This is a genomic window from Paenibacillus salivarius, from assembly GCF_051307165.1.
Lineage (GTDB): Bacteria > Bacillota > Bacilli > Paenibacillales > Paenibacillaceae > Fontibacillus.
The window spans coordinates 5,471,797-5,490,241 of the sequence record NZ_CP195592.1 but is presented as its reverse complement, the minus strand read 5'-3'; the positions used below and the strand labels follow the sequence as shown (position 1 = coordinate 5,490,241).

Here is an 18,445-nt window from a genome sequence, read left to right as displayed (position 1 = left end):
AGGATGAACATAATGTCAACAACAATCGCTAAAGAGTTCTGGTTTGTCGTAGGTTCGCAGCATCTTTACGGAGAAGAGGCGCTTTCGGAGGTCAAAGCAAACGCGCAGGCTATGACCGATGCCCTCAACAAGAGCGGCATTCTGCCGTATCCGCTTGTACTGCAGGATCTTGCGGTCAGCGCGGATAAAATCACCTCCATCATGAAGGAAGTCAACTATCGTGACGAGGTTGCCGGTGTAATCACCTGGATGCATACCTTCTCCCCGGCCAAAATGTGGATCCGCGGCACCAAGCTGCTGCAGAAGCCTCTGCTGCATTTGGCTACGCAATACAATGAGAGCATTCCTTGGGCTACGATCGACATGGACTTTATGAACCTGAACCAAGCCGCCCATGGCGACCGCGAATACGGCTTCATCAACGCCCGTTTGCGGAAGCAAAACAAAGTGGTCGTCGGATATTGGGAACGTCCCGAAGTACAGAAGCAAATCGCGGAATGGATGGACGTGGCGGTTGCCTATAACGAAAGCTTTAACATCAAGGTGGCCCGTTTTGGCGACAACATGCGCAACGTCGGCGTGACGGAAGGGGATAAGGTCGAAGCGCAGATCCAATTCGGCTGGACGGTAGACTACTACGGAATCGGCGATCTCGTGGAGTACGTCAACGCGGTTACCCAAGAGGAAATCGACGCTCTGTTCGCGGAGTACGCCAAGCTGTATGATTTCGATTACGGCAATTACGACAAGGAAACTTGGGAAGCGAGCGTTAAAGTACAGGCAAGCTACGAAATCGCCCTCAAACGCTTCCTGGATAACGGCGGCTACAATGCCTTCACTTCGAACTTCGAAGATCTGCACGGCATGAAACAGCTCCCGGGTCTGGCGGTACAGCGTCTGATGGCGCAAGGCTACGGCTTCGCCGGCGAAGGCGACTGGAAGACGGCTGCGCTTGACCGCTTGCTGAAAGTGATGAGCCATAACCAAAATACCGGGTTCATGGAAGATTATACGTACGAACTCGCTGCAGGTCAGGAAGCCATCCTGCAATCCCATATGCTCGAGGTAGACCCGAGCTTGGCAAGCAACAAGCCGAAGATTCTCGTATCTCCGCTCGGCATCGGCGACCGCGAAGATCCGGCCCGCCTCGTCTTCGACGGCAAGGCAGGAGAAGGCGTGGTCGTGTCGATGGCGGACTTCGGCACCCATTACAAGCTGTTAATCAACGAAGTTACGGCCTTCGAACCGACGGTTCCGGCTCCGAATCTGCCGGTGGCCCGCGTATTGTGGAAGGTAAAGCCGAACTTCCAGGACGGAGTCAAAGCCTGGATCGAAAACGGCGGCGGCCATCATACCGTCGTTTCCTTGAACCTGACGACGGATCAGATCGTGACTTATGCCAAACTGGTTAACTTGGAGTACGTAGTTATCAAGTAATTTTAAAAGATTGAAATGAAGTAGGGCACCCTTATTGCGGGGTGCCCTATCATGTTTATAGAAATGAGTACCGGTTCGTATTTGCTTGAACTATTCCGTTAGAAAGTGCAGGATTTGCTTGTCGGTGGCCTTGCCGTTGATTATTTTCTGCTTGATCGATTCAGGAACATCGGGAGTTTGGAAACGGACAAAGTCGAATTCGGCGACAAGGTCGGCGTGCTCCTCCGGGCCGTTGAATAAGGTGGAGTTGAAGGTTTTGGGGTCCATTCCGAACGACTTGTCCGTATTTCCGTGGGCATTCATGCCGACTTGAAGCGTATCCGGGAGATCGGGACGGTCATAGCGCTTGAGGAAGGTCCATTTTTTCTGATGATCATATTTATAGAATTGAAAGAATACGGATCCTATTCGTGCGATTTTGATCTGGACCCACCCGGTCGGGGCGGGAATTTCCTCCCAAGTGTATTCGCTGTTTAGAACGGTTTTGCTATCCAGCACCATATGATCCGTGTGGTCTGGCGTACCAAAATTCAAATAGAGCCAATTCTCCTGGTTCGGTTCCCAGGTTTCGGCGGTAATCGTTTTCGGAGCCCGGACAAGCAAACCGGCCAGCTCATAAATGCCGGTAGGAATGTCCTTTTTCTTTCCGGTCACCTTTAGACGCGATGTCACGACGAAATCGCCGGTGATCTCCTTATACAGATAAACCCCGCGGTAGTCGCCATACCAGGTGCCGGTGTAAGGCACCAATGTCAATGATCCTCGTTGAGTTTTGTCAATATCGAGGCGGTCAATCTGACTGGGCCATCCTTCCGTCTGATCGTGCCTGATCCATTGTTGCAGTGTCGATGCTTTGTTAAATTCATCGCTTAATTTTGTCAGTGCATCGTACCTTGAAGCTTGGGTGCTGCTGTCCCCTAACAGCGGGATGTTTCCAACGGTCAGCAAACCGCAAATCAACAATCCGCTTACAACCGCCAACCTCTTCCTCTTTTTTGAAATCACCGTAGTCAGCTCCTTCCCTTAATAAAAGATTTCCTGTGAAAATATCTTCAATTTCTCCTTCCTAATGTTTACAATAAAGGAAGCGTTATCACGCGAACAAGAAGGCACTTTGAAGAAACTATGTTACCTGCAGGATACGGGCTCGATAAAATGACTGGGGGATGATGATGGGAAGAACGGATCTTATTCGGGAGTATGAATGTCCGGCGGAGTTAACGCTGGATCTTATCGGGGGTAAGTGGAAAATATTGATTATATGGGAGCTCCGGGAGATGCGGCGGTTTGCGGAATTGGAAAGAATGCTCCCCGGCGTAACGCGTAAAGTGCTTGTGCAGCAGCTACTACAGCTGGAGGAGGACCTGCTCATTACTCGGACCGTTTACCCTGAAGTTCCACCGAGAGTGGAGTATAGGTTAACGGAATCGGGGCAGCGAATGCTGGAAATATTCGGACATCTGGCGGATTGGGCCGTTGAGCATTCCAAGTCACTGAATCGAAGGCTGATCGGTTCTTGCTGAGAGAAACAATCCGAACGGCTCTTTCGACGTAAAAATGAAAAAGAGACTTATCTATATCAGATAAATCTCATTTTTGGTTTCGACGATATCCTCTTTTTAAAGAATAGAAGGTTTTTGGCGTTCAAGCTCTGCCTTCCGATATCCAAGCGCAAACAGCATCGCCGGCACGGTGCAAACGATCATTCCGATAAAGGCAAATCGCGGTTCGATTTCATACAAATAGCCTCCGAAAATGGTAAACACGGCCGTGCTCCAGCTAAGCGCAAGCGCCGAATAGATGCCTTGGGCCTTCGGGATCTGCGCATTCGGAATGTTGTTGATCAAGTATTTCATAAAGGCATAGTGCCCCATGGCAAACGAGAACGCATGCAACGTTTGGGCGATACAGAAAACTATGGCGTTCGGAAAGGCAAACACTAAAATCCAACGAACGGAAGAACCGGCTGCCGCCAATGCCAGTAAGGAACCTACCGAAAACTTTGCGAAGGCTTTATCCGCAACGGCGAAGAAGATGATTTCCGCAATCACCGCAATGTTAATAATGAGGCCAATCAGGTATTTAGGCGCGTGGATTTCTTGCAAATAAATATATCCGTAATTGTAATAAGTCGCATGTGCGGCTTGCAGCAGGATCACAATAAGGAGTACCCAGCCAAAATGTTTGATACGGAATAATTGCAGCATGCTTGCTTGCCGGGCTTGTTTTACTTGCGGCTTCCCGGATAATACGTCAGGCGCGCGCATAAGCCCGAGACCCACAAAACCGATGATTCCAAGCAGGAGCGCCCAAAAAATCACTTCATCCCCAAATCTTCCTGTGAACAGAGTCAGCACCATGCCGACGGAGACAAATCCGATCGATCCCCACTGACGGCTTCTCCCGTAGTGTTTCAATTGTTTGCTTTGCACGAGGACACTTGCGGCACTGTCCAAGGCAGGCATGAGCACGGGATAAAAGAAGTGCAACAGGACTGTTACGATGAATAAACCGGTCAATGATTTTGCCGGAATGTAGCAAAGAAGAGCCATCAAGGTGCCGATTCCCGCCACAAGGATCAGCTTTTTGCTGCTAAGCTTCCCGGATAGGTAAGGAAACGTAAACAATGTAGAAAGGCCTCTGGCGATTAATCCGAAGCTCATGATTAAACTGGCTTGCGAGACCGTAATTCCTTTCGTATAGATCATCCATCCCGACCAATAAGGCAGAAAAACGCCCCATGTCAGAAAAAAACTAAAAAAACGTGCGCTCATCCAGCGTTGCGTATTCATGCTGAATCCCCCTTCTCGGATTGCATGATATCATGGAATATATACATAAAATATGAGATATCTCTTGTTTTGAGGTGGGACATGGAAATCTACACAGGCGAAAAGAAACGGCTGTTCTTGGAGAAGAATTTGATAGCGCATTTATTTTCCTTCCCGGTCGAAGAGTTTATGGAAGTGCATGAATATCAACGTGATGAATGGTTGATCCGCGAGGGGATGAGGCCCGATTTTTTATTTTATGTCGTCGAAGGGAAAGCAAAAATTTATGTCACGCATCAAAACGGAAAGGTATCTTTGATTAATTTTATCAATGCACACGACTTCATTGGGGAAATGGAATTGCTAAATGATATTTACTATACAAAGGGGATTCAAGCCTCCACGAGAACGATTTGTTTTGCGCTTCCGTATCATCGCTACCGGAAGCAATTGCTGGAGGATGCGAAATTTCTGCGTGAATTAACCAAGTTTTTAAGCGAAAAGGCAACGCATATGGCAAAAAGGTATTCACAAAGCCTCGCGTTCCCGCTTGAAAACCGGCTGGCGGATTTTATTTTGCAGACGGCCGATCAAGGGATTTACAGGGAGAAGCACGTCACCGTTTGTGATTATTTAGGCGTATCCTATCGGCACTTATTGCATGTACTTACGCAATTTTGCGAAAAAGGGTACTTGCAAAAAGTTGGCAGAAATTATCTAATTAAAGAAAACGCTTCCTTGCTTGAGCTTTCCCGGGTGTTGAATAATAAATAACCATAACAGAGGGGATGTTGGTAGGGGTATGATTTCATTCAAACGCCTGAACGAATGCAAGCTCGATGAAGTGGTGCAAGCGTGGAATGAAGGATTTGCCGGGTATTTTTTTGATGCCACGATGACCGTCGAGATGTTTCTGAACCGTCTTGTCCTGGAGGAGTTGTCCCCAACCCTTTCTATCGTTGCTTATGATGGTGATCGGCCGGTTGGCATCTTATTGAACGGCATCAGGCAAATCCAGGGCCGCAAAATGGCTTGGAATGGCGGAACCGGCGTGATTGAGGAATACCGGGGAAAGGGGGTAAGCCGGGAGCTTCTGGATCACGCTCTCCAGTTATATCGCGACGAGAACGTTCAGCTAGCCTCGTTGGAGGCCATTAGCGGGAACGAGAGGGCGATCCGCTTGTACAAAGGAAAGGGATATGAAATCGTCGATCACATTCTTTACATGAACGCGGATCAGGCCCTTTCCACCCTCGTCGACGCAGGCCGGGCAGATTACGCGTATCTTCACGGCACCCCTCATGATGTTAAGGATTATGCGGCGTCGATTCCGTGGCAATCGCAATGGGAAAACTTTCGCAGGGATGGAGAGACGCTTCTTGTTCATGAGAATGGGCGTTTAATCGCTTATGCCTTATTCAAACGCACCTATCATGCGAATGGAGTAAATAGCGGCGTTGTGGTTGCCCAGGTCCGGGTCCTTGAAAAAAGAGAGGATCAGGAGCAGTTGCTCCGTTTTCTCTTGTCCAAGACGTTGCATCCCGAACGGTCCTCCTACAAGCGGTCCATGCCTGTGTTGGCCTCGGATCGGTTGTTGTTGCCTACGTTGCGCGCACTTGGCTTCGAGGAGACCCTGTCACAGGCGTGGATGACCCGGGCCCTCTGATTTATCCGCTTATTTGTTCTTTAAGGCGGCCTAATCTCTCCGATACACCTTTCAGAATTTCCTCCGGTGCTTCCCGGACCCTGATATCATCGCCCAGGAAAAGAAGCCAATTCGTGATTTCAGCCAGCTCCTCGAGCTTGTTCACATGGACAAAAGTCTTCAGAAGAGCTGTGGTCTGGTATGGATTCGTATAGGAAATCGAAATTTTTAAAGGATGGTACTTTCTGTACTGGGCAATGGCTTTGGGACCCAGTTCAAGGACAAGGTTGATTTCCTCCTCCTGCTTACTTAACTGTTCTAAGATTTTTTTTCGGCTTAATCTTTTTTTCGGCGAGTAGGATTCGACATCGGTGAGTGCGTCAACGGGAAAGATCTTCTTCTTTTCATCCTTTAAGTCAAAGCCTTCCATCAGCCAAAGGCCTTTTTGGTGATAAAGGTGCAAGAGGTAGATTGCATATGACTTGATGTTCTTATCTTCTTCGATGGTAATCCATAAATAACTATCCGTAAGCAGGTTTTGAATGAGCTTTTCCAACATGGGGTGGGGGAGGTCCGAAAGCTCAAGCAGATCGGGATTATGCGGGTTCGTTCCTTCAAACAGCAGGATTTGATTTAAAAGAACCAGGTCGTCCTGCTGATTTGTCGAAATGAGGCCCAGTAACTTTTCGGCTAAAGACTGACGACTCTTCAAATAGGGAAGCTGCGCATTTCTTGTAGCCATAAAGGCGATAAAAAGCGCTTTGACCTCGGTATCGGTAAAACGGACAACCGGCAGGAGAGAGTTGTGCATGACAAAATATCCCCCGTCCCTTCCGACTTCCGCGACAAGCGGCATCCCCAAGGCCTCGATTTCACGGATATCCCGAATGGCCGTCGAACGGGAGATGTTAAATTCCCGCATGAGCTCCGTAATCGTAAATTGGGACCGGTTGTTGATATAGCGCATGATTGTATTAATCCGTTCAACTTTTTTCATGGCGGCTCCTAAACAGTATCAATTTTTGACATGATTTAAAGTTATCATAAACCTATCAAATCAAGAACACAAATCACAAAATCAATCGAAAAGAAGGAAGGTTATAAACATGGCAAATTATCAATTGGAAGAAAAAGAGAGCTTTATCGTATTTGGTCTTGGAACGGAACTGAAGAGCGATTACACGGATTATGCCGGGATCAACAAGGAAAAGTCGGACTTCTGGCAAGCGGTCAGCCAGGATGGCAGGCTGGATACTTTGAAGGCCATGGCCGCGAATGACTACGTATTTGCCGTGAACGAGGCCGTGAATAACAAGATGATGTATTATGCCGGTGTCATGACAGAGGCGACGGCACCCGCAACGGAAGGGTCCAGGGTTATCCAATTCCCTAAGGGGGAATACCTGGTTGTAAAAGGAGAAGGGAACACGGCCGATGAATTAAGTAATGCGCTTGCCGGCATTGCCTTTGGCCAAGCCTTGCCGGAGGCGAACCAGGTTGCCTATGTCGGAGGGCCGAATACCACGGTTGTAATGGGGGAGCGAGACGGCCAAGTATTTGGCGAAATGTGGATTCCTGTGGTCAGAAAATAAAAGATTCGAGGAGGGATGGAGATGTCCTATATTGTTGATTTTAAGAATGTGTCTACGGTTGGCTTAGAGTCCTCGCCTGTAGCGGAAGCGCTTGCCGGTTTGCGCGCCAATGAAGCCCGATATTTTATGAACAAATACAAGCATGAGTTTACCGTTGAACCCGCAAATGAGAGCCAGGAAACGCTTGATTATGTGAGCCGGATTTTAAAAGAAGAACGTGGCATCGAGTTTGCGGCCAAGCCGCTTCAAACTTCGCGTTTTCAAGTGGAAAATATCCAATGGGCCTTCGTCTTTTATGAGGATGGCCTGGGGGTTAACGTCATGTATACGGTCGATGACCCGAAGAAACGGGCTGTTGGTTTTAAGCTTTCCGAGGGGATGGAAGTTCCCAAGGAGTTGGAAGAGAAGAAGTTCAAATTTGCCAGACAGAAGTCTAAGCTGGCCGGAACCATTCGGGGCTCGTTCTTCGTCATTAAAGGAGAATATTGAAGATCGTTACCTCTATTAAGCGGAACCTTATCGGTTCCGCTTTTTATTTGCTTTCGATGGTACATATTAAGTCATTTATCGTGATAACTTTATATATTTCGAAAATCATAAGTTATTGAATAATCGCTGTAATATAATTTAGAAAGCATTCGCTGCAGTGAAGACGACAGCAGAAAGGAAGTTACGAATGGGATTTACGATAACTCAAGAGAATCTTAAAATTGTAACCGCTTCAAACGGCAGTGCATCCATACGTGGCGCATTATTTTACCGGGAAGAGGAAGCTTTCGGCGGTGTGAATAAAATTGCCGATAAGGTGATGCATGACGTGGAATTGGTCTTTGGTTATGCGCCGCAAGCGACAACCGACAAAAGCCGTCTAGGAACACATGCCGTTCTGTACGGGACGGTGGGCCACAGCCCCCTGCTGCAGGAGCTCGAAGAGAAAAAGGTAATGGATTTCTCGCAAATCAGAGGAAAGAGAGAAGTATTTATATTCCAGGTCATTGATCATCCCCTTGAAGGCGTGGAAAAAGCGCTGGTCATTGCGGGAAGCGATAAACGCGGCACGATCTACGGCCTGTTCCATTTGTCGGAGCGGCTCGGGGTTTCGCCATTGGTGAATTGGGCGAATGTGAAGCCGCAGCGCAAAGACGTCTTCTCTTTGCCCGGGGATTTGAAATATATAACGAAAGAACCGTCCGTTCGTTTTCGCGGCTTTTTTATCAATGATGAATGGCCGGCCTTCGGCAACTGGGCCACGAAAAATTTCGGCGGTTTTAATGCGGACATGTATGAGCATGTGTTTGAGCTGCTGCTGAGATTAAAAGGGAATTATCTCTGGCCCGCGATGTGGTCGGCTCGTTTTTACGATGACGGACCGGGGCTGGCCAATGCGGAATTGGCGGATGAATATGGCGTCGTCATGGGGGCGTCCCATCATGAGCCTTGTTTGCGGTATGGAGAGGAATATAAATATCTTCGCGGAAAGGATTCGCCTTATGGGGATGCGTGGAACTTCATGACGAACCGGGAAGGGATCACGAAATTCTGGGAAGACGGCCTGAAGCGAAGCGGCAAATTTGAAAGCGTAATCACGGTCGGGATGCGCGGTGAAGCGGATACGGCCATCATGGGTAAAGAAGCGACGCTGGCGGATAATATCCGGTTGCTGCGGGAAGTGCTGCAAACCCAAAACCGGCTGATCCGGGAACATATCGATCCAAGCCTTTCCGAAGTGCCAAGAATGCTGGCTTTGTATAAAGAAGTGGAGCCGTTCTTTTATGGAGATGAGGGCACGCCGGGATTAATCGGTTCCGAGGAGCTCGAGAACGTCATTTTAATGCTCTGCGACGATAACCACGGGAACCTGCGGACGTTGCCGACGGAAGCAATGCGTAACCATAAAGGCGGTTACGGCATGTATTATCATTTCGATTATCATGGCGGGCCGATTTCGTATGAATGGATCAACAGCTCCTACCTCCCGAAAATATGGGAGCAAATGACGATGGCGTACGACTTTGGGGTCCGCGACCTTTGGATCGTCAATGTAGGCGATATTGCTACGCAGGAATTCCCGCTATCCTATTTTCTCGATCTGGCCTATGACTTTGAAACGTGGGGAACCCGGGCTATCAACAAGACGGATCTCTATACGAAGCAATGGATTCAAAGGCAGTTTGCCGGCGTGTTCCATGGGGACGAGATGGAGAAAATCTTTGAGCTCTTGAACGGTTATACCAAGATCGCGCATAAACGAAGACCGGAGCATATGAATGCCAATGTCTATCATCCGGTGAATTACAAAGAGACGGACCTTTTATTAAATCAAATCGATCATCTTCTCGACCTGGCGAACGAACTCTATCAATCCGTGGACAAAGGGCATTTGCCGGCTTATTTTGCCCTGGTCTACTATCCGGCTGTAGGAAATTTGAATTTGCAGAAAATGTGGCTGCTCACCGGTAAAAACCATTACAAAGCCAAGCTCGGGGAAATGGAGGCCAACCGGCTTACGGAACAAATTAGAGCGTGTTTGAAAAAGGATAGAGAGCTTGTGGCCGAGTATCACGCAATGGATGACGGCCGATGGTACGGCATGGGACTTTCCGAGCATATCGGCTTTACGCAGTGGAATGAAGACGAAGCGCAAAATCCGGTTTTAATGCATGTATTGCCTGCGAATAAACCGAGGTTACTGGTCGTCGTGGACGGAACGACTCAGCGCAGCGAGGGAAGCTCGTGGCACATCAACCGATTGGTGATGAATGATTTTTTGCGGCCGGATGTGGAGGAAGCTTCATTTACCATTTCGAGCATTAGCGATCTTCCGGCGGAGTATAAGATTACGAGTACCCGTCCGTGGCTAACCTGTTCCAAAACGAGCGGCACCCTGGACGGGAAAGAAAAGACGACGGAAGTCGTTCAAGTGAAGGTTGACCGTCGTTTGATGAATGGCGAGACAGAGGGCCGGATTGTGATCGAAATGCCGGTAGGTACATGTACGATCATCGTACATGCATCGAAGGATGATTTTAGCGGACTGCCCGATATGACCTTTATCGAGACGAACGGGTATATTGCGATAGAGGCCGAACATTATGCTTTAAACCAGGAAGTAATCCTTCAAAATGGGGAAGCCGGCAGGTTTGAAGCGATTCACGGATACGGCAAAACGTTATCCGCCGTGAAGGCCTTTCCGACAACGGCATACTTTACCGCAGGCAAAGACGCGCCTTATCTGGAATATCAATTCGTCGTACAGGAAGATGGATGTTATGAGGTAGAGCTCTATATGCAGCCTTCGAATCCGGTAACAAAAGACGGCTCGATATTCTATGGGATCCAGGCGAATGAGGGGGAACTCCGCATCGTCGATACGCTTCCAGAAGGGTACCGGGTGGACGGAAGCGAGTGGGCGCGCGGAGTGCTTAACCACATTCGGAGACATGTTACACAAATCCATTGTAAGTCAGGATTAAATACACTCCGGATTTTTGCCGGAAGTCCAGGGTTCGTGTTGGAAAAACTGGTCATTTATCGGGAGGGCAACAAACCTGCGGACAGCTATCTGGGACCTGCGGAAACCTACTATATCGGGAAATAAAGTCAATTGCATGAACGATAAAAGGGATGCCGAGGGCATCCCTTTTTAGGTATCCGCGAATCGTCTTCGGAATATTTCTCCGTCTTTTGATATGATTGTGGAATAAAAAAACAATGTTCAAGGAGAGGAGGCGCCTCCAATGGCGAAATGGGATAACATGCTGTCCATGCTTTGGATGCTGCGATCCGGAAGGAAGCTCACCGCCGCGCAGATCGCGGACCACTTGGAGATCAGCGTCCGCACCGTGTACCGCTATATCGACGCATTATGCGCCAGCGGCGTGCCTGTCGTCGCGGAATCGGGCCATGACGGCGGCATCCGCATTCTGGAAAGCTTCAAGGAGACGCCCTTGTTCTTCAACTCCGTTGAGCTGAAGGCGCTTGTGGATGCGTTTAAATTTGCGCAAGGCGCCGGCTATCCGTACACGGCGGAGCTGGAAAGCGCGCTTACGAAGGTGGAAAACGGACTGCACGAGGAGCAGCGCCACGACCTCTCCCTCCAGACGAGCGGCTTGGACGTGATTTCACCGGCGCGTCCGCCTTCCGTCGTTCCGTTGCTGCGGGACCTTGAGCAGGCGGCGAAGGACGGACATACGGTCCGCATCGCTTATCGCAAAGCGGATGCGGAGCAGGCCGATGAACGTGAGGTGGATCCGTACGGGTTGGCTTATGACCGGAACGAATGGTACGCCGTCGCGTTTTGCCATCGGTCCCGGGAGGTACGGACGTTTCGCGTGGACCGTATCGCAAGGCTGGAGCCAACCGAATTGCGCTTCGAAAAGCCGGAGCGCTTCTCCGCATCCGACTATTTCCGCGATCAGTCCGAGCGGAGACGGGAGGCGGACGGACCGGTGACGCTCATTCGCATCGAGGGAGGGCAAGACGCGCTGAACGCGGTTTGCGGGCACTGGCATCTCCGCCACTATGTAACGGAACGGACCGATCGGGAGGTAAAGCTTCTGCTCGATGTCCCGACGATGAACAAATATCTTCCCGTGTATCTGATGACCTTCGGCACTTCTATTCGCGTTAAGGAGCCGCTGGAGCTGGGTCGCCGAATCCGGGAGATGGCATACGGTATTGCGGAACTTTACGAAGATGATTCCGATGGAGCGCTTCACTGACAGCCTTTGTCAGCGAACCCGGTATATGATGGAGTCAAGGCTATAGCAGCCAAACGACGACGCAGAAAAGAAAGGTGGATTTATCCATGCTTCAACAACCGCATCAATTGTACGAATATCATGTTTGGGCAAACGGCCAGCTGTTCGCTCACCTGAAGCAGCTTCCGGAGGACGCGTTCCATGGGGAAGTGACAAGCGTGTTCCCGTCCGTATCGCAAACCCTGGGGCATATGTATTTGTTTGAAAAGCTCTATTTGTCCGTGCTGGAGGAAGTTCCGAACGAGGACATTTTCCCGAAAATTCCGGAGTGGACGGAAGAAGCGAAGGGAAGAACCGTGGACGAGATGCGGAAGTTGTTTGCCGTCGTCGCCGAAAGGTACCGCGACTTGCTGCAACGTACGCCTGATCCGGACAAGGCGATGACGATAACGCATCCGAAGTATGGCAGTCTCAATACGCATTTCTCCGACATCCTGCGGCATGTGGTTAATCACGGGACGTATCACCGGGGCAATGTAACCGCGATGTTGAGGCAGCAAGGGTATGCCGGAGTCCCGACCGATTATTTGTTTTTCTTGATCGAACGGAATCATCGAAACTAACAATTGACACCATCGCATTGGTGATATAACATAAATCTAATATTTAAACTACGTTGAAAAGGAATAGTACGTTTTCTCTAAGCGAACAGAGAGCTGTTGGAAGGTGCGAAACAGCCGCGAAGAAAATCGGAACTCGCCTTGGAGTTGCTCGCTGAACCCTAAAAGTAGGTGGAGCCGGAGCCTGACCGTTATCATCAGGAGGGTAAAGGGTTTGTCCGTATTTGCAAATCCGTATCCGTAGAGTGCATGCCGATTAGGGCGTGAATTCGGAGTGGTACCGCGTAAGATGTCAAAGTCTTTCGTCTCTGTGTAGTGGAGATGAAAGGCTTTTTTTGTGCATCCGGTCTTCGGCAGATAAGCCCAATGAATCGATGAAAGGAAGGATATCCATGAAAAATGTTGAAAAGTACGCCAGAGGGTATTTTATGCCGCCCGAAACAAGTTTGAAGTGGACCCGGAAGGAATATATTACGGAGGCGCCGATTTGGTGCAGCGTGGATCTTCGCGACGGCAATCAGGCGCTGATCGTTCCGATGAATCTGGAGGAGAAGCTGGAATACTTCAAAACGCTCGTGGATATCGGGTTCAAGGAGATCGAAGTCGGATTTCCCGCGGCGTCGGAGACGGAATTCGCCTTTTTGCGCACATTGATCGAACAGGATTTGATCCCGGACGACGTGACGATCCAAGTCCTGACCCAGTCGAGAGAACACATTATCCGCAAAACGTTCGAATCGCTGAAGGGCACGAAAAAAGCCGTGGTCCATCTGTACAATTCGACCTCCGTGGCTCAGCGGGAACAGGTATTCCGCAAATCCAAGGAAGAGATCATCGATATCGCCGTAAGCGGCGCCAAGCTGTTGAAGGAATGCGCGCAGGAAACGGAAGGGAACTTTCAGTTCCAGTATTCGCCGGAGAGCTTTACGGGTACGGAAATCGAGTTTGCGCTGGACATCTGCAACAGCGTGCTTGACGTTTGGCAGCCGACGGCGGAGAATCCGGTTATTATCAACCTCCCTGCAACGGTATCCATGTCGATGCCTCACGTTTATGCCAGCCAGATCGAGTTTATGAGCGAGCACCTGAATTACCGGGAAAACGTGATTTTATCGGTTCATCCGCATAACGACAGAGGCACGGGCGTGGCGGACGCCGAACTGGCGATGCTGGCCGGCGCTCAACGCGTCGAAGGCACGCTGTTCGGGAACGGGGAAAGAACGGGGAACGTAGACATTGTGACCCTGGCTCTCAACATGTACTCACATGGGGTGGACCCGAAGCTGAATTTCACGAACATCCCTGCGATCATCTCCGTTTATGAGCGATTGACCAAACTGAGAGTCAGCGAAAGACATCCGTACGGAGGCGAGCTGGTGTTTACCGCGTTCTCCGGTTCGCACCAGGATGCCATTGCCAAAGGCATGAAATGGCGCGAGGAAAAAGAACCCCGGCATTGGTCGGTCCCTTATTTGCTCATTGATCCTAAGGATATCGGCAGGGAGTATGAAGGCGATATTATCCGCATTAACAGCCAGTCCGGCAAGGGCGGGATCGGATACGTGCTGCAGCTGAAGTACGGACTCGACCTCCCGGCGAAAATGCGCGAAAACTTCGGATACTTCGTGAAAAACGTATCGGATCAGCAGCAAAAGGAACTGATGCCCGAAGAAATCTACGATATTTTCATGAAGGAATACGTAAATATTAAAACGCCAGTGGAGTTTGTCAAATACCGTATGACGGACAATGATGATTTTCATACCACCGTCACAATACGGACCGGCAATGAAGAGAAGGAGATTGAGGGAACCGGAAACGGCAGACTCGATGCGATCAGCAATGCGCTGCAAACGAATCTCGGCGTGAATTATACCGATTTGCTCTATAAAGAACACGCTCTGGAAACGGGCTCCAAATCGCAAGCCGTCTCTTATATCGGAATCACGGCTCCGGACGGAAGCGTATATTGGGGTTGCGGCGTTGACGTTGATATTATGACCTCATCCGTAAAGGCCTTGTTTAGTGCCGTGAATCGATATAGCCGTAACTAACTTCGTCTCGTTTTAGGAAACAACAAATGATTCAAGGAGCTGCCGTAGGCGGCTCCTTTCGTTTTTTCAGAAGACCCGGGACAATTTGTGTGTAAAACCTACTTGACGGTTTCGCGCGAAAGTCGTAATATCACTGTAATTATTAATCCGATTTAACGCATAGGAATAATAGTTAAATTTTTAAGTTTTACAGAGGTTAATGGCGATGAATCTAGATTGGAATTACATTTACGACAACCTTCCTCTCTACGGGGAGGCGATGTGGCTTACCGTGAAGCTCGCTTTCTGGGCGATCCTGCTCTCATTGATTGTCGGCCTGGTGTTCAGCCTGCTTTTGCATTATAAGGTGAAGGGATTTCAAACCCCCATTCGCGCTTATATCGAACTGTCCAGAAATACGCCGCTGCTGGTGCAGTTGTTTTTTCTTTATTACGGTTTGCCTAAAGTCGGCATTCACATGAGCGAAATGAGCTGTGCGATCGTGGGACTTACCTTTCTCGGCGGGAGCTACATGACCGAAGCATTTCGAAGCGGGATCGAAGCCGTGAACAAGGTGCAAATCGAAGCCGGGCTTAGCATCGGCCTATCCAGGATCCAACTGGCCAGATACGTCATTATGCCGCAAGCGTTTGCGATCAGCATTCCTTCGTTGGGAGCCAATGCGATTTTTTTGCTGAAGGAAACCTCCATTGTCGGAGCGATCGCTTTACTGGACCTTACAAACCTGGCAAAGGACCTGATCGGGATGTTCTACAAGACGGAAGAGTCGCTGCTTCTGCTGGTCCTGGCCTACCTTGTCCTGATTTTGCCGTTGTCGTTTCTGCTGACTTGGATAGAAAGGAAGGTGCGTTATGCAGAGTACGGGGATTGAGGTACTGTTCCAGGGCTCGAATTTTGCGCGACTGCTCGGGGGGCTGTTGGTAACGGTGGAAATTGCCTTCATTTCCATCGTGATCGGCACGGTTTTGGGCGTAATTCTCGGGTTGCTCCGGACGGTAAAATCCTGGCCGTTGCGGTTCGTCCTCCGTCTATACCTGGAAGCGTTCCGCATTATTCCGATTTTGGTCTGGCTCTATGTCGTGTATTTCATATTTACGCCAAAGATTAACCTGGAGATCAGCGGCGAGCTGACGGCGATTTTCGTATTCAGTCTGTGGGGCGCCGCCGAGATGGGGGATATCGTCCGGGGGGCGCTGGAATCCTTGCCTAAACACCAAGCGGAATCGGGAAAAGCGATCGGATTAAGCTCCGGCCAAATCTACCGCTACATCTTAATTCCTCAGGCCGTTCGGCGGATGCTGCCGGGAACCATAAACCTGGCCACGCGTATGATCAAGACCACCTCGCTGGTCGTATTGATCGGAGTCATTGAGGTGGTTAAGGTGGGTCAGCAAATTATTGAGCTTGGGGTCATCAAGGCGCCCAATGCCTCCTTCTGGGTATACGGATTTATTTTTATCCTGTTTTTTCTGGTATGTTACCCGCTTTCCAGATTATCCAAGAGATTTGAACGCCAGTGGCAAAGTTAGCAGTAGAGGGGATGGCAAAAATGGTGAAATCCGAAGACGTGTTGCTGGATATTCAAGGATTGACCAAGCAATTCGGCGATCGCAAGGTGCTGGAGGGAATCGACTTACAGGTCAAACGTGGAGAAGTCATTGTCGTGCTGGGCCCCTCCGGCTGCGGAAAAAGCACGCTGCTGCGATGTCTAAACGGCCTGGAATCGATCCAGGGCGGAAGCATATCGTACGGAGGCCGAAATTTGACCGGTCCCGATACGGACTGGCGCGAAGTACGCCAGCATATCGGCATGGTGTTTCAGAGCTATGAGCTCTTTCCGCATATGACGGTGATCGATAACATCTTGCTGGGGCCGCTAAAGGTGCAGAAGAGGGATAAGAAAGAGGCTCTTTTGCAAGCCGAGCAGTTATTGGACCGGGTCGGGCTGTTGGACAGGAAGCTGGCCTATCCCCGGGAATTGTCGGGTGGGCAAAAGCAAAGGATTGCCATCGTGCGGGCGCTATGCATGAATCCCGATATGATGCTGTTTGATGAGGTTACGGCATCGCTGGATCCGGAAATGGTGCGGGAAGTATTGGATGTGATCCGAGGCCTCGCCAAGCAGGGCATGACCATGGTCATCGTAACCCATGAAATGGGCTTCGCCAAATCGGTAGGGGATCGAATCGTATTTATGGATCAGGGCCGTATCCGCGAAATTGCGTCGCCGGAGCAGTTTTTTACCAAACCGGAGTCAGAGCGTGCACAGCACTTTCTGGATATATTGCAATACGATCATTAATAAAAGAAATGGAGAGGATGGAGAGAAATGAAGACGAACGTAAAGAGAGCGAGTTTATCCGTATTTATGGCAGTAGTCCTGTTGATGGCGGTCCTCACGGGTTGCGGATCCGGAAATGGAGATTCCGGTGCCGGGAAATTCAATTCCATCGAACAGATCAAGAAGAACGATAAGATCAGAATCGGCGTCTTTGCGGATAAACCGCCATTCGGCTATGTGGATGAAAACGGGAAGAACCAGGGCTTTGACGTATACATAGCCAAGCGGTTTGCCAAGGATTTGCTCGGAGACGAATCCAAGGCGGAATTTGTATTGGTTGATGCAGCCAGCCGCGTAGCCTACCTTGAATCCAATAAGGTCGATATTATCATGGCGAACTTTACCGTAACCGATGAGCGGAAAGAAAAGGTAGACTTCGCCCATCCTTACATGAAGCTTTCCTTCGGGATCGTGTCTCCCGACAGTGCCCCGATTACTTCCATCGATCAACTGAAGGAGAAGGGGCAGAAGCTGATCGTTGCGAAAGGAACGACAGCCGAAACTTATTTCACGAAAAATTATCCCGAAATAGAGTTGCTCAAATTCGATCAATACACGGAGATCTTCTCGGCGCTTAAGGATGGACGCGGAGCGGCGATTGCGAATGACAATACGGAGTTGATCGCCTGGGCAAAATCCAACCCTGGATTCACCGTAACCATCCCGGCCTTTGGCGGCCAGGATACGATAGCTCCGGCCGTAGCCAAGGGAAATCAGGAGCTGCTCGATTGGATCAATCAAGAACTGGAAAGTCTGGGGAACGAGAAGTTCATTCACCAGGCTTATAGTGAAACGCTGAATTCCATTTACGGAGAAGGATTCACCGAAGAGCTGGTGGTGGAAGGCGGTAAAATCGAGTAGCACCCAGGCAGATGATTTTATGAACAAAGGCCACCCGACTTGGGTGGCCTTTCCTCCCCATCACGGACCTCCCGCATGTGACGTAGGACTCGGATGGCTTAATGCTGCCATATGGGTTCATTCCTGCCTAGGGTGTGAACTCTGCCCAGGGGCTCTTCAAGACCACTTCGCGGCCTGCAGGCCCTTTTTTCTTTTCCGGGAGTCAAGAACCCGCCTGAGTTTATTGCGTTGCTTGCGATCCTCCAAGATCAGCCTGACTCCTCGGTTCAAAAGCCTGTATCTCATTTCGTCCTCATGGTCGAATTTGCGCATCTCTTCAAAATAACTCTTGTTCATTTATGCTCACTCCATTGTTTCTGTCTAAGCTGGACTTTCATTATAACTGAGCCAAATATACAAAAACTAAACATTTCGGTATTGTGAC

The 18,445-nt window shown here is 49.7% G+C and carries 18 protein-coding genes and 1 other annotated feature; of the genes, 14 read left to right on the top strand and 4 right to left on the bottom strand.

The genetic code is table 11. The features are described 5' to 3' along the window. Positions 1-12 precede the first annotated feature (12 nt). Positions 13-1,437, top strand: a complete 1,425-nt coding sequence (gene araA / locus ACSFXJ_RS25385) for an L-arabinose isomerase (RefSeq protein ID WP_435923085.1) — start codon at positions 13-15, stop codon at positions 1,435-1,437. Between the two features lie 90 nt (positions 1,438-1,527). On the opposite strand, the gene ACSFXJ_RS25380 is transcribed toward araA, so the two are convergent. Then, positions 1,528-2,442 (bottom strand): hypothetical protein, encoded by a 915-nt coding sequence (locus ACSFXJ_RS25380; protein ID WP_435923084.1) that lies wholly within the window; start codon positions 2,440-2,442, stop codon positions 1,528-1,530. Positions 2,443-2,603: 161 nt separating this feature from the next. Between ACSFXJ_RS25380 and ACSFXJ_RS25375 the strand changes: the two genes are divergently transcribed. Beyond that, positions 2,604-2,960: a winged helix-turn-helix transcriptional regulator gene (locus tag ACSFXJ_RS25375; protein WP_435923083.1), complete on the top strand. Its 357-nt coding sequence runs from the start codon at positions 2,604-2,606 to the stop codon at positions 2,958-2,960. 96 nt (positions 2,961-3,056) lie between these two features. Here ACSFXJ_RS25375 and ACSFXJ_RS25370 read toward each other — a convergent pair whose 3' ends face one another. Next, positions 3,057-4,229 (bottom strand): MFS transporter, encoded by a 1,173-nt coding sequence (locus ACSFXJ_RS25370; protein WP_435923082.1) that lies wholly within the window; start codon positions 4,227-4,229, stop codon positions 3,057-3,059. Positions 4,230-4,310: 81 nt separating this feature from the next. On the opposite strand from ACSFXJ_RS25370, the gene yeiL reads away from it, so the two are divergent. Continuing rightward, entirely contained in the window at positions 4,311-4,982 is a 672-nt protein-coding gene (gene yeiL / locus ACSFXJ_RS25365; protein ID WP_435923081.1) for a transcriptional regulator YeiL, read from the top strand. 28 nt (positions 4,983-5,010) lie between these two features. Beyond that, a complete protein-coding gene (locus tag ACSFXJ_RS25360) occupies positions 5,011-5,874 on the top strand; it encodes a GNAT family N-acetyltransferase (RefSeq protein ID WP_435923080.1) in 864 nt (287 codons plus the stop codon). A gap of 1 nt (position 5,875) precedes the next feature. Here the strand turns inward: ACSFXJ_RS25360 and ACSFXJ_RS25355 are convergent, their stop codons facing one another. Continuing rightward, positions 5,876-6,850, bottom strand: coding sequence for a helix-turn-helix transcriptional regulator (locus ACSFXJ_RS25355; RefSeq protein WP_435923079.1), 975 nt, complete (start codon positions 6,848-6,850; stop codon positions 5,876-5,878). Between the two features lie 109 nt (positions 6,851-6,959). On the opposite strand from ACSFXJ_RS25355, the gene ACSFXJ_RS25350 reads away from it, so the two are divergent. The 10 genes from ACSFXJ_RS25350 to ACSFXJ_RS25305 all read left to right on the top strand — a co-directional run bounded on the left by ACSFXJ_RS25350 (position 6,960) and on the right by ACSFXJ_RS25305 (position 18,021). After that, entirely contained in the window at positions 6,960-7,445 is a 486-nt protein-coding gene (locus tag ACSFXJ_RS25350; RefSeq protein ID WP_435923078.1) for a GyrI-like domain-containing protein, read from the top strand. 21 nt (positions 7,446-7,466) lie between these two features. After that, positions 7,467-7,934, top strand: a complete 468-nt coding sequence (locus tag ACSFXJ_RS25345) for a phage tail protein (RefSeq protein ID WP_435923077.1) — start codon at positions 7,467-7,469, stop codon at positions 7,932-7,934. A gap of 187 nt (positions 7,935-8,121) precedes the next feature. After that, positions 8,122-11,043 (top strand): glycosyl hydrolase 115 family protein, encoded by a 2,922-nt coding sequence (locus ACSFXJ_RS25340; RefSeq protein ID WP_435923076.1) that lies wholly within the window; start codon positions 8,122-8,124, stop codon positions 11,041-11,043. Between the two features lie 139 nt (positions 11,044-11,182). Continuing rightward, positions 11,183-12,166 (top strand): helix-turn-helix transcriptional regulator, encoded by a 984-nt coding sequence (locus ACSFXJ_RS25335; RefSeq protein WP_435923075.1) that lies wholly within the window; start codon positions 11,183-11,185, stop codon positions 12,164-12,166. Between the two features lie 86 nt (positions 12,167-12,252). Further along, positions 12,253-12,768 (top strand): DinB family protein, encoded by a 516-nt coding sequence (locus ACSFXJ_RS25330; protein WP_435923074.1) that lies wholly within the window; start codon positions 12,253-12,255, stop codon positions 12,766-12,768. Between the two features lie 44 nt (positions 12,769-12,812). Further along, positions 12,813-13,078, top strand: a binding site (T-box leader). Positions 13,079-13,157: 79 nt separating this feature from the next. Continuing rightward, positions 13,158-14,819, top strand: coding sequence for a 2-isopropylmalate synthase (gene leuA, locus ACSFXJ_RS25325; RefSeq protein WP_435923073.1), 1,662 nt, complete (start codon positions 13,158-13,160; stop codon positions 14,817-14,819). Between the two features lie 205 nt (positions 14,820-15,024). Next, the gene (locus ACSFXJ_RS25320; RefSeq protein WP_435923072.1) at positions 15,025-15,690 is read left to right on the top strand and encodes an amino acid ABC transporter permease; all 666 of its coding nucleotides are present in this window, start codon (positions 15,025-15,027) and stop codon (positions 15,688-15,690) included. Next, positions 15,671-16,348 carry an amino acid ABC transporter permease gene (locus tag ACSFXJ_RS25315; protein ID WP_435923071.1) on the top strand — a complete coding sequence of 226 codons (678 nt, stop codon included), beginning with the start codon at positions 15,671-15,673 and terminating at the stop codon, positions 16,346-16,348. Before ACSFXJ_RS25320 ends, ACSFXJ_RS25315 begins: the two co-directional genes overlap by 20 nt. A gap of 20 nt (positions 16,349-16,368) precedes the next feature. Further along, positions 16,369-17,121, top strand: a complete 753-nt coding sequence (locus tag ACSFXJ_RS25310) for an amino acid ABC transporter ATP-binding protein (protein WP_435923070.1) — start codon at positions 16,369-16,371, stop codon at positions 17,119-17,121. 27 nt (positions 17,122-17,148) lie between these two features. After that, on the top strand, positions 17,149-18,021 hold the full coding sequence (locus ACSFXJ_RS25305) for a cysteine ABC transporter substrate-binding protein (RefSeq protein WP_435923069.1): 873 nt from the start codon (positions 17,149-17,151) through the stop codon (positions 18,019-18,021). Positions 18,022-18,177: 156 nt separating this feature from the next. Here the strand turns inward: ACSFXJ_RS25305 and ACSFXJ_RS25300 are convergent, their stop codons facing one another. Next, on the bottom strand, positions 18,178-18,357 hold the full coding sequence (locus ACSFXJ_RS25300) for a hypothetical protein (RefSeq protein WP_435923068.1): 180 nt from the start codon (positions 18,355-18,357) through the stop codon (positions 18,178-18,180). Positions 18,358-18,445 lie beyond the last annotated feature (88 nt).

What these genes read in the sequence shown, in the direction of transcription:
- araA (WP_435923085.1), top strand. Translation starts at nt 13, where the DNA reads ATGTCAACAACAATCGCTAAAGAGTTCTGGTTTGTCGTAGGTTCGCAG.
- ACSFXJ_RS25375 (WP_435923083.1), top strand. Translation starts at nt 2,604, where the DNA reads ATGATGATGGGAAGAACGGATCTTATTCGGGAGTATGAATGTCCGGCG.
- ACSFXJ_RS25370 (WP_435923082.1), bottom strand. Translation starts at nt 4,229, where the DNA reads ATGAATACGCAACGCTGGATGAGCGCACGTTTTTTTAGTTTTTTTCTG.
- yeiL (WP_435923081.1), top strand. Translation starts at nt 4,311, where the DNA reads ATGGAAATCTACACAGGCGAAAAGAAACGGCTGTTCTTGGAGAAGAAT.
- ACSFXJ_RS25360 (WP_435923080.1), top strand. Translation starts at nt 5,011, where the DNA reads ATGATTTCATTCAAACGCCTGAACGAATGCAAGCTCGATGAAGTGGTG.
- ACSFXJ_RS25355 (WP_435923079.1), bottom strand. Translation starts at nt 6,850, where the DNA reads ATGAAAAAAGTTGAACGGATTAATACAATCATGCGCTATATCAACAAC.
- ACSFXJ_RS25350 (WP_435923078.1), top strand. Translation starts at nt 6,960, where the DNA reads ATGGCAAATTATCAATTGGAAGAAAAAGAGAGCTTTATCGTATTTGGT.
- ACSFXJ_RS25345 (WP_435923077.1), top strand. Translation starts at nt 7,467, where the DNA reads ATGTCCTATATTGTTGATTTTAAGAATGTGTCTACGGTTGGCTTAGAG.
- ACSFXJ_RS25340 (WP_435923076.1), top strand. Translation starts at nt 8,122, where the DNA reads ATGGGATTTACGATAACTCAAGAGAATCTTAAAATTGTAACCGCTTCA.
- ACSFXJ_RS25335 (WP_435923075.1), top strand. Translation starts at nt 11,183, where the DNA reads ATGGCGAAATGGGATAACATGCTGTCCATGCTTTGGATGCTGCGATCC.
- ACSFXJ_RS25330 (WP_435923074.1), top strand. Translation starts at nt 12,253, where the DNA reads ATGCTTCAACAACCGCATCAATTGTACGAATATCATGTTTGGGCAAAC.
- leuA (WP_435923073.1), top strand. Translation starts at nt 13,158, where the DNA reads ATGAAAAATGTTGAAAAGTACGCCAGAGGGTATTTTATGCCGCCCGAA.
- ACSFXJ_RS25320 (WP_435923072.1), top strand. Translation starts at nt 15,025, where the DNA reads ATGAATCTAGATTGGAATTACATTTACGACAACCTTCCTCTCTACGGG.
- ACSFXJ_RS25315 (WP_435923071.1), top strand. Translation starts at nt 15,671, where the DNA reads ATGCAGAGTACGGGGATTGAGGTACTGTTCCAGGGCTCGAATTTTGCG.
- ACSFXJ_RS25310 (WP_435923070.1), top strand. Translation starts at nt 16,369, where the DNA reads ATGGTGAAATCCGAAGACGTGTTGCTGGATATTCAAGGATTGACCAAG.
- ACSFXJ_RS25305 (WP_435923069.1), top strand. Translation starts at nt 17,149, where the DNA reads ATGAAGACGAACGTAAAGAGAGCGAGTTTATCCGTATTTATGGCAGTA.
- ACSFXJ_RS25300 (WP_435923068.1), bottom strand. Translation starts at nt 18,357, where the DNA reads ATGAACAAGAGTTATTTTGAAGAGATGCGCAAATTCGACCATGAGGAC.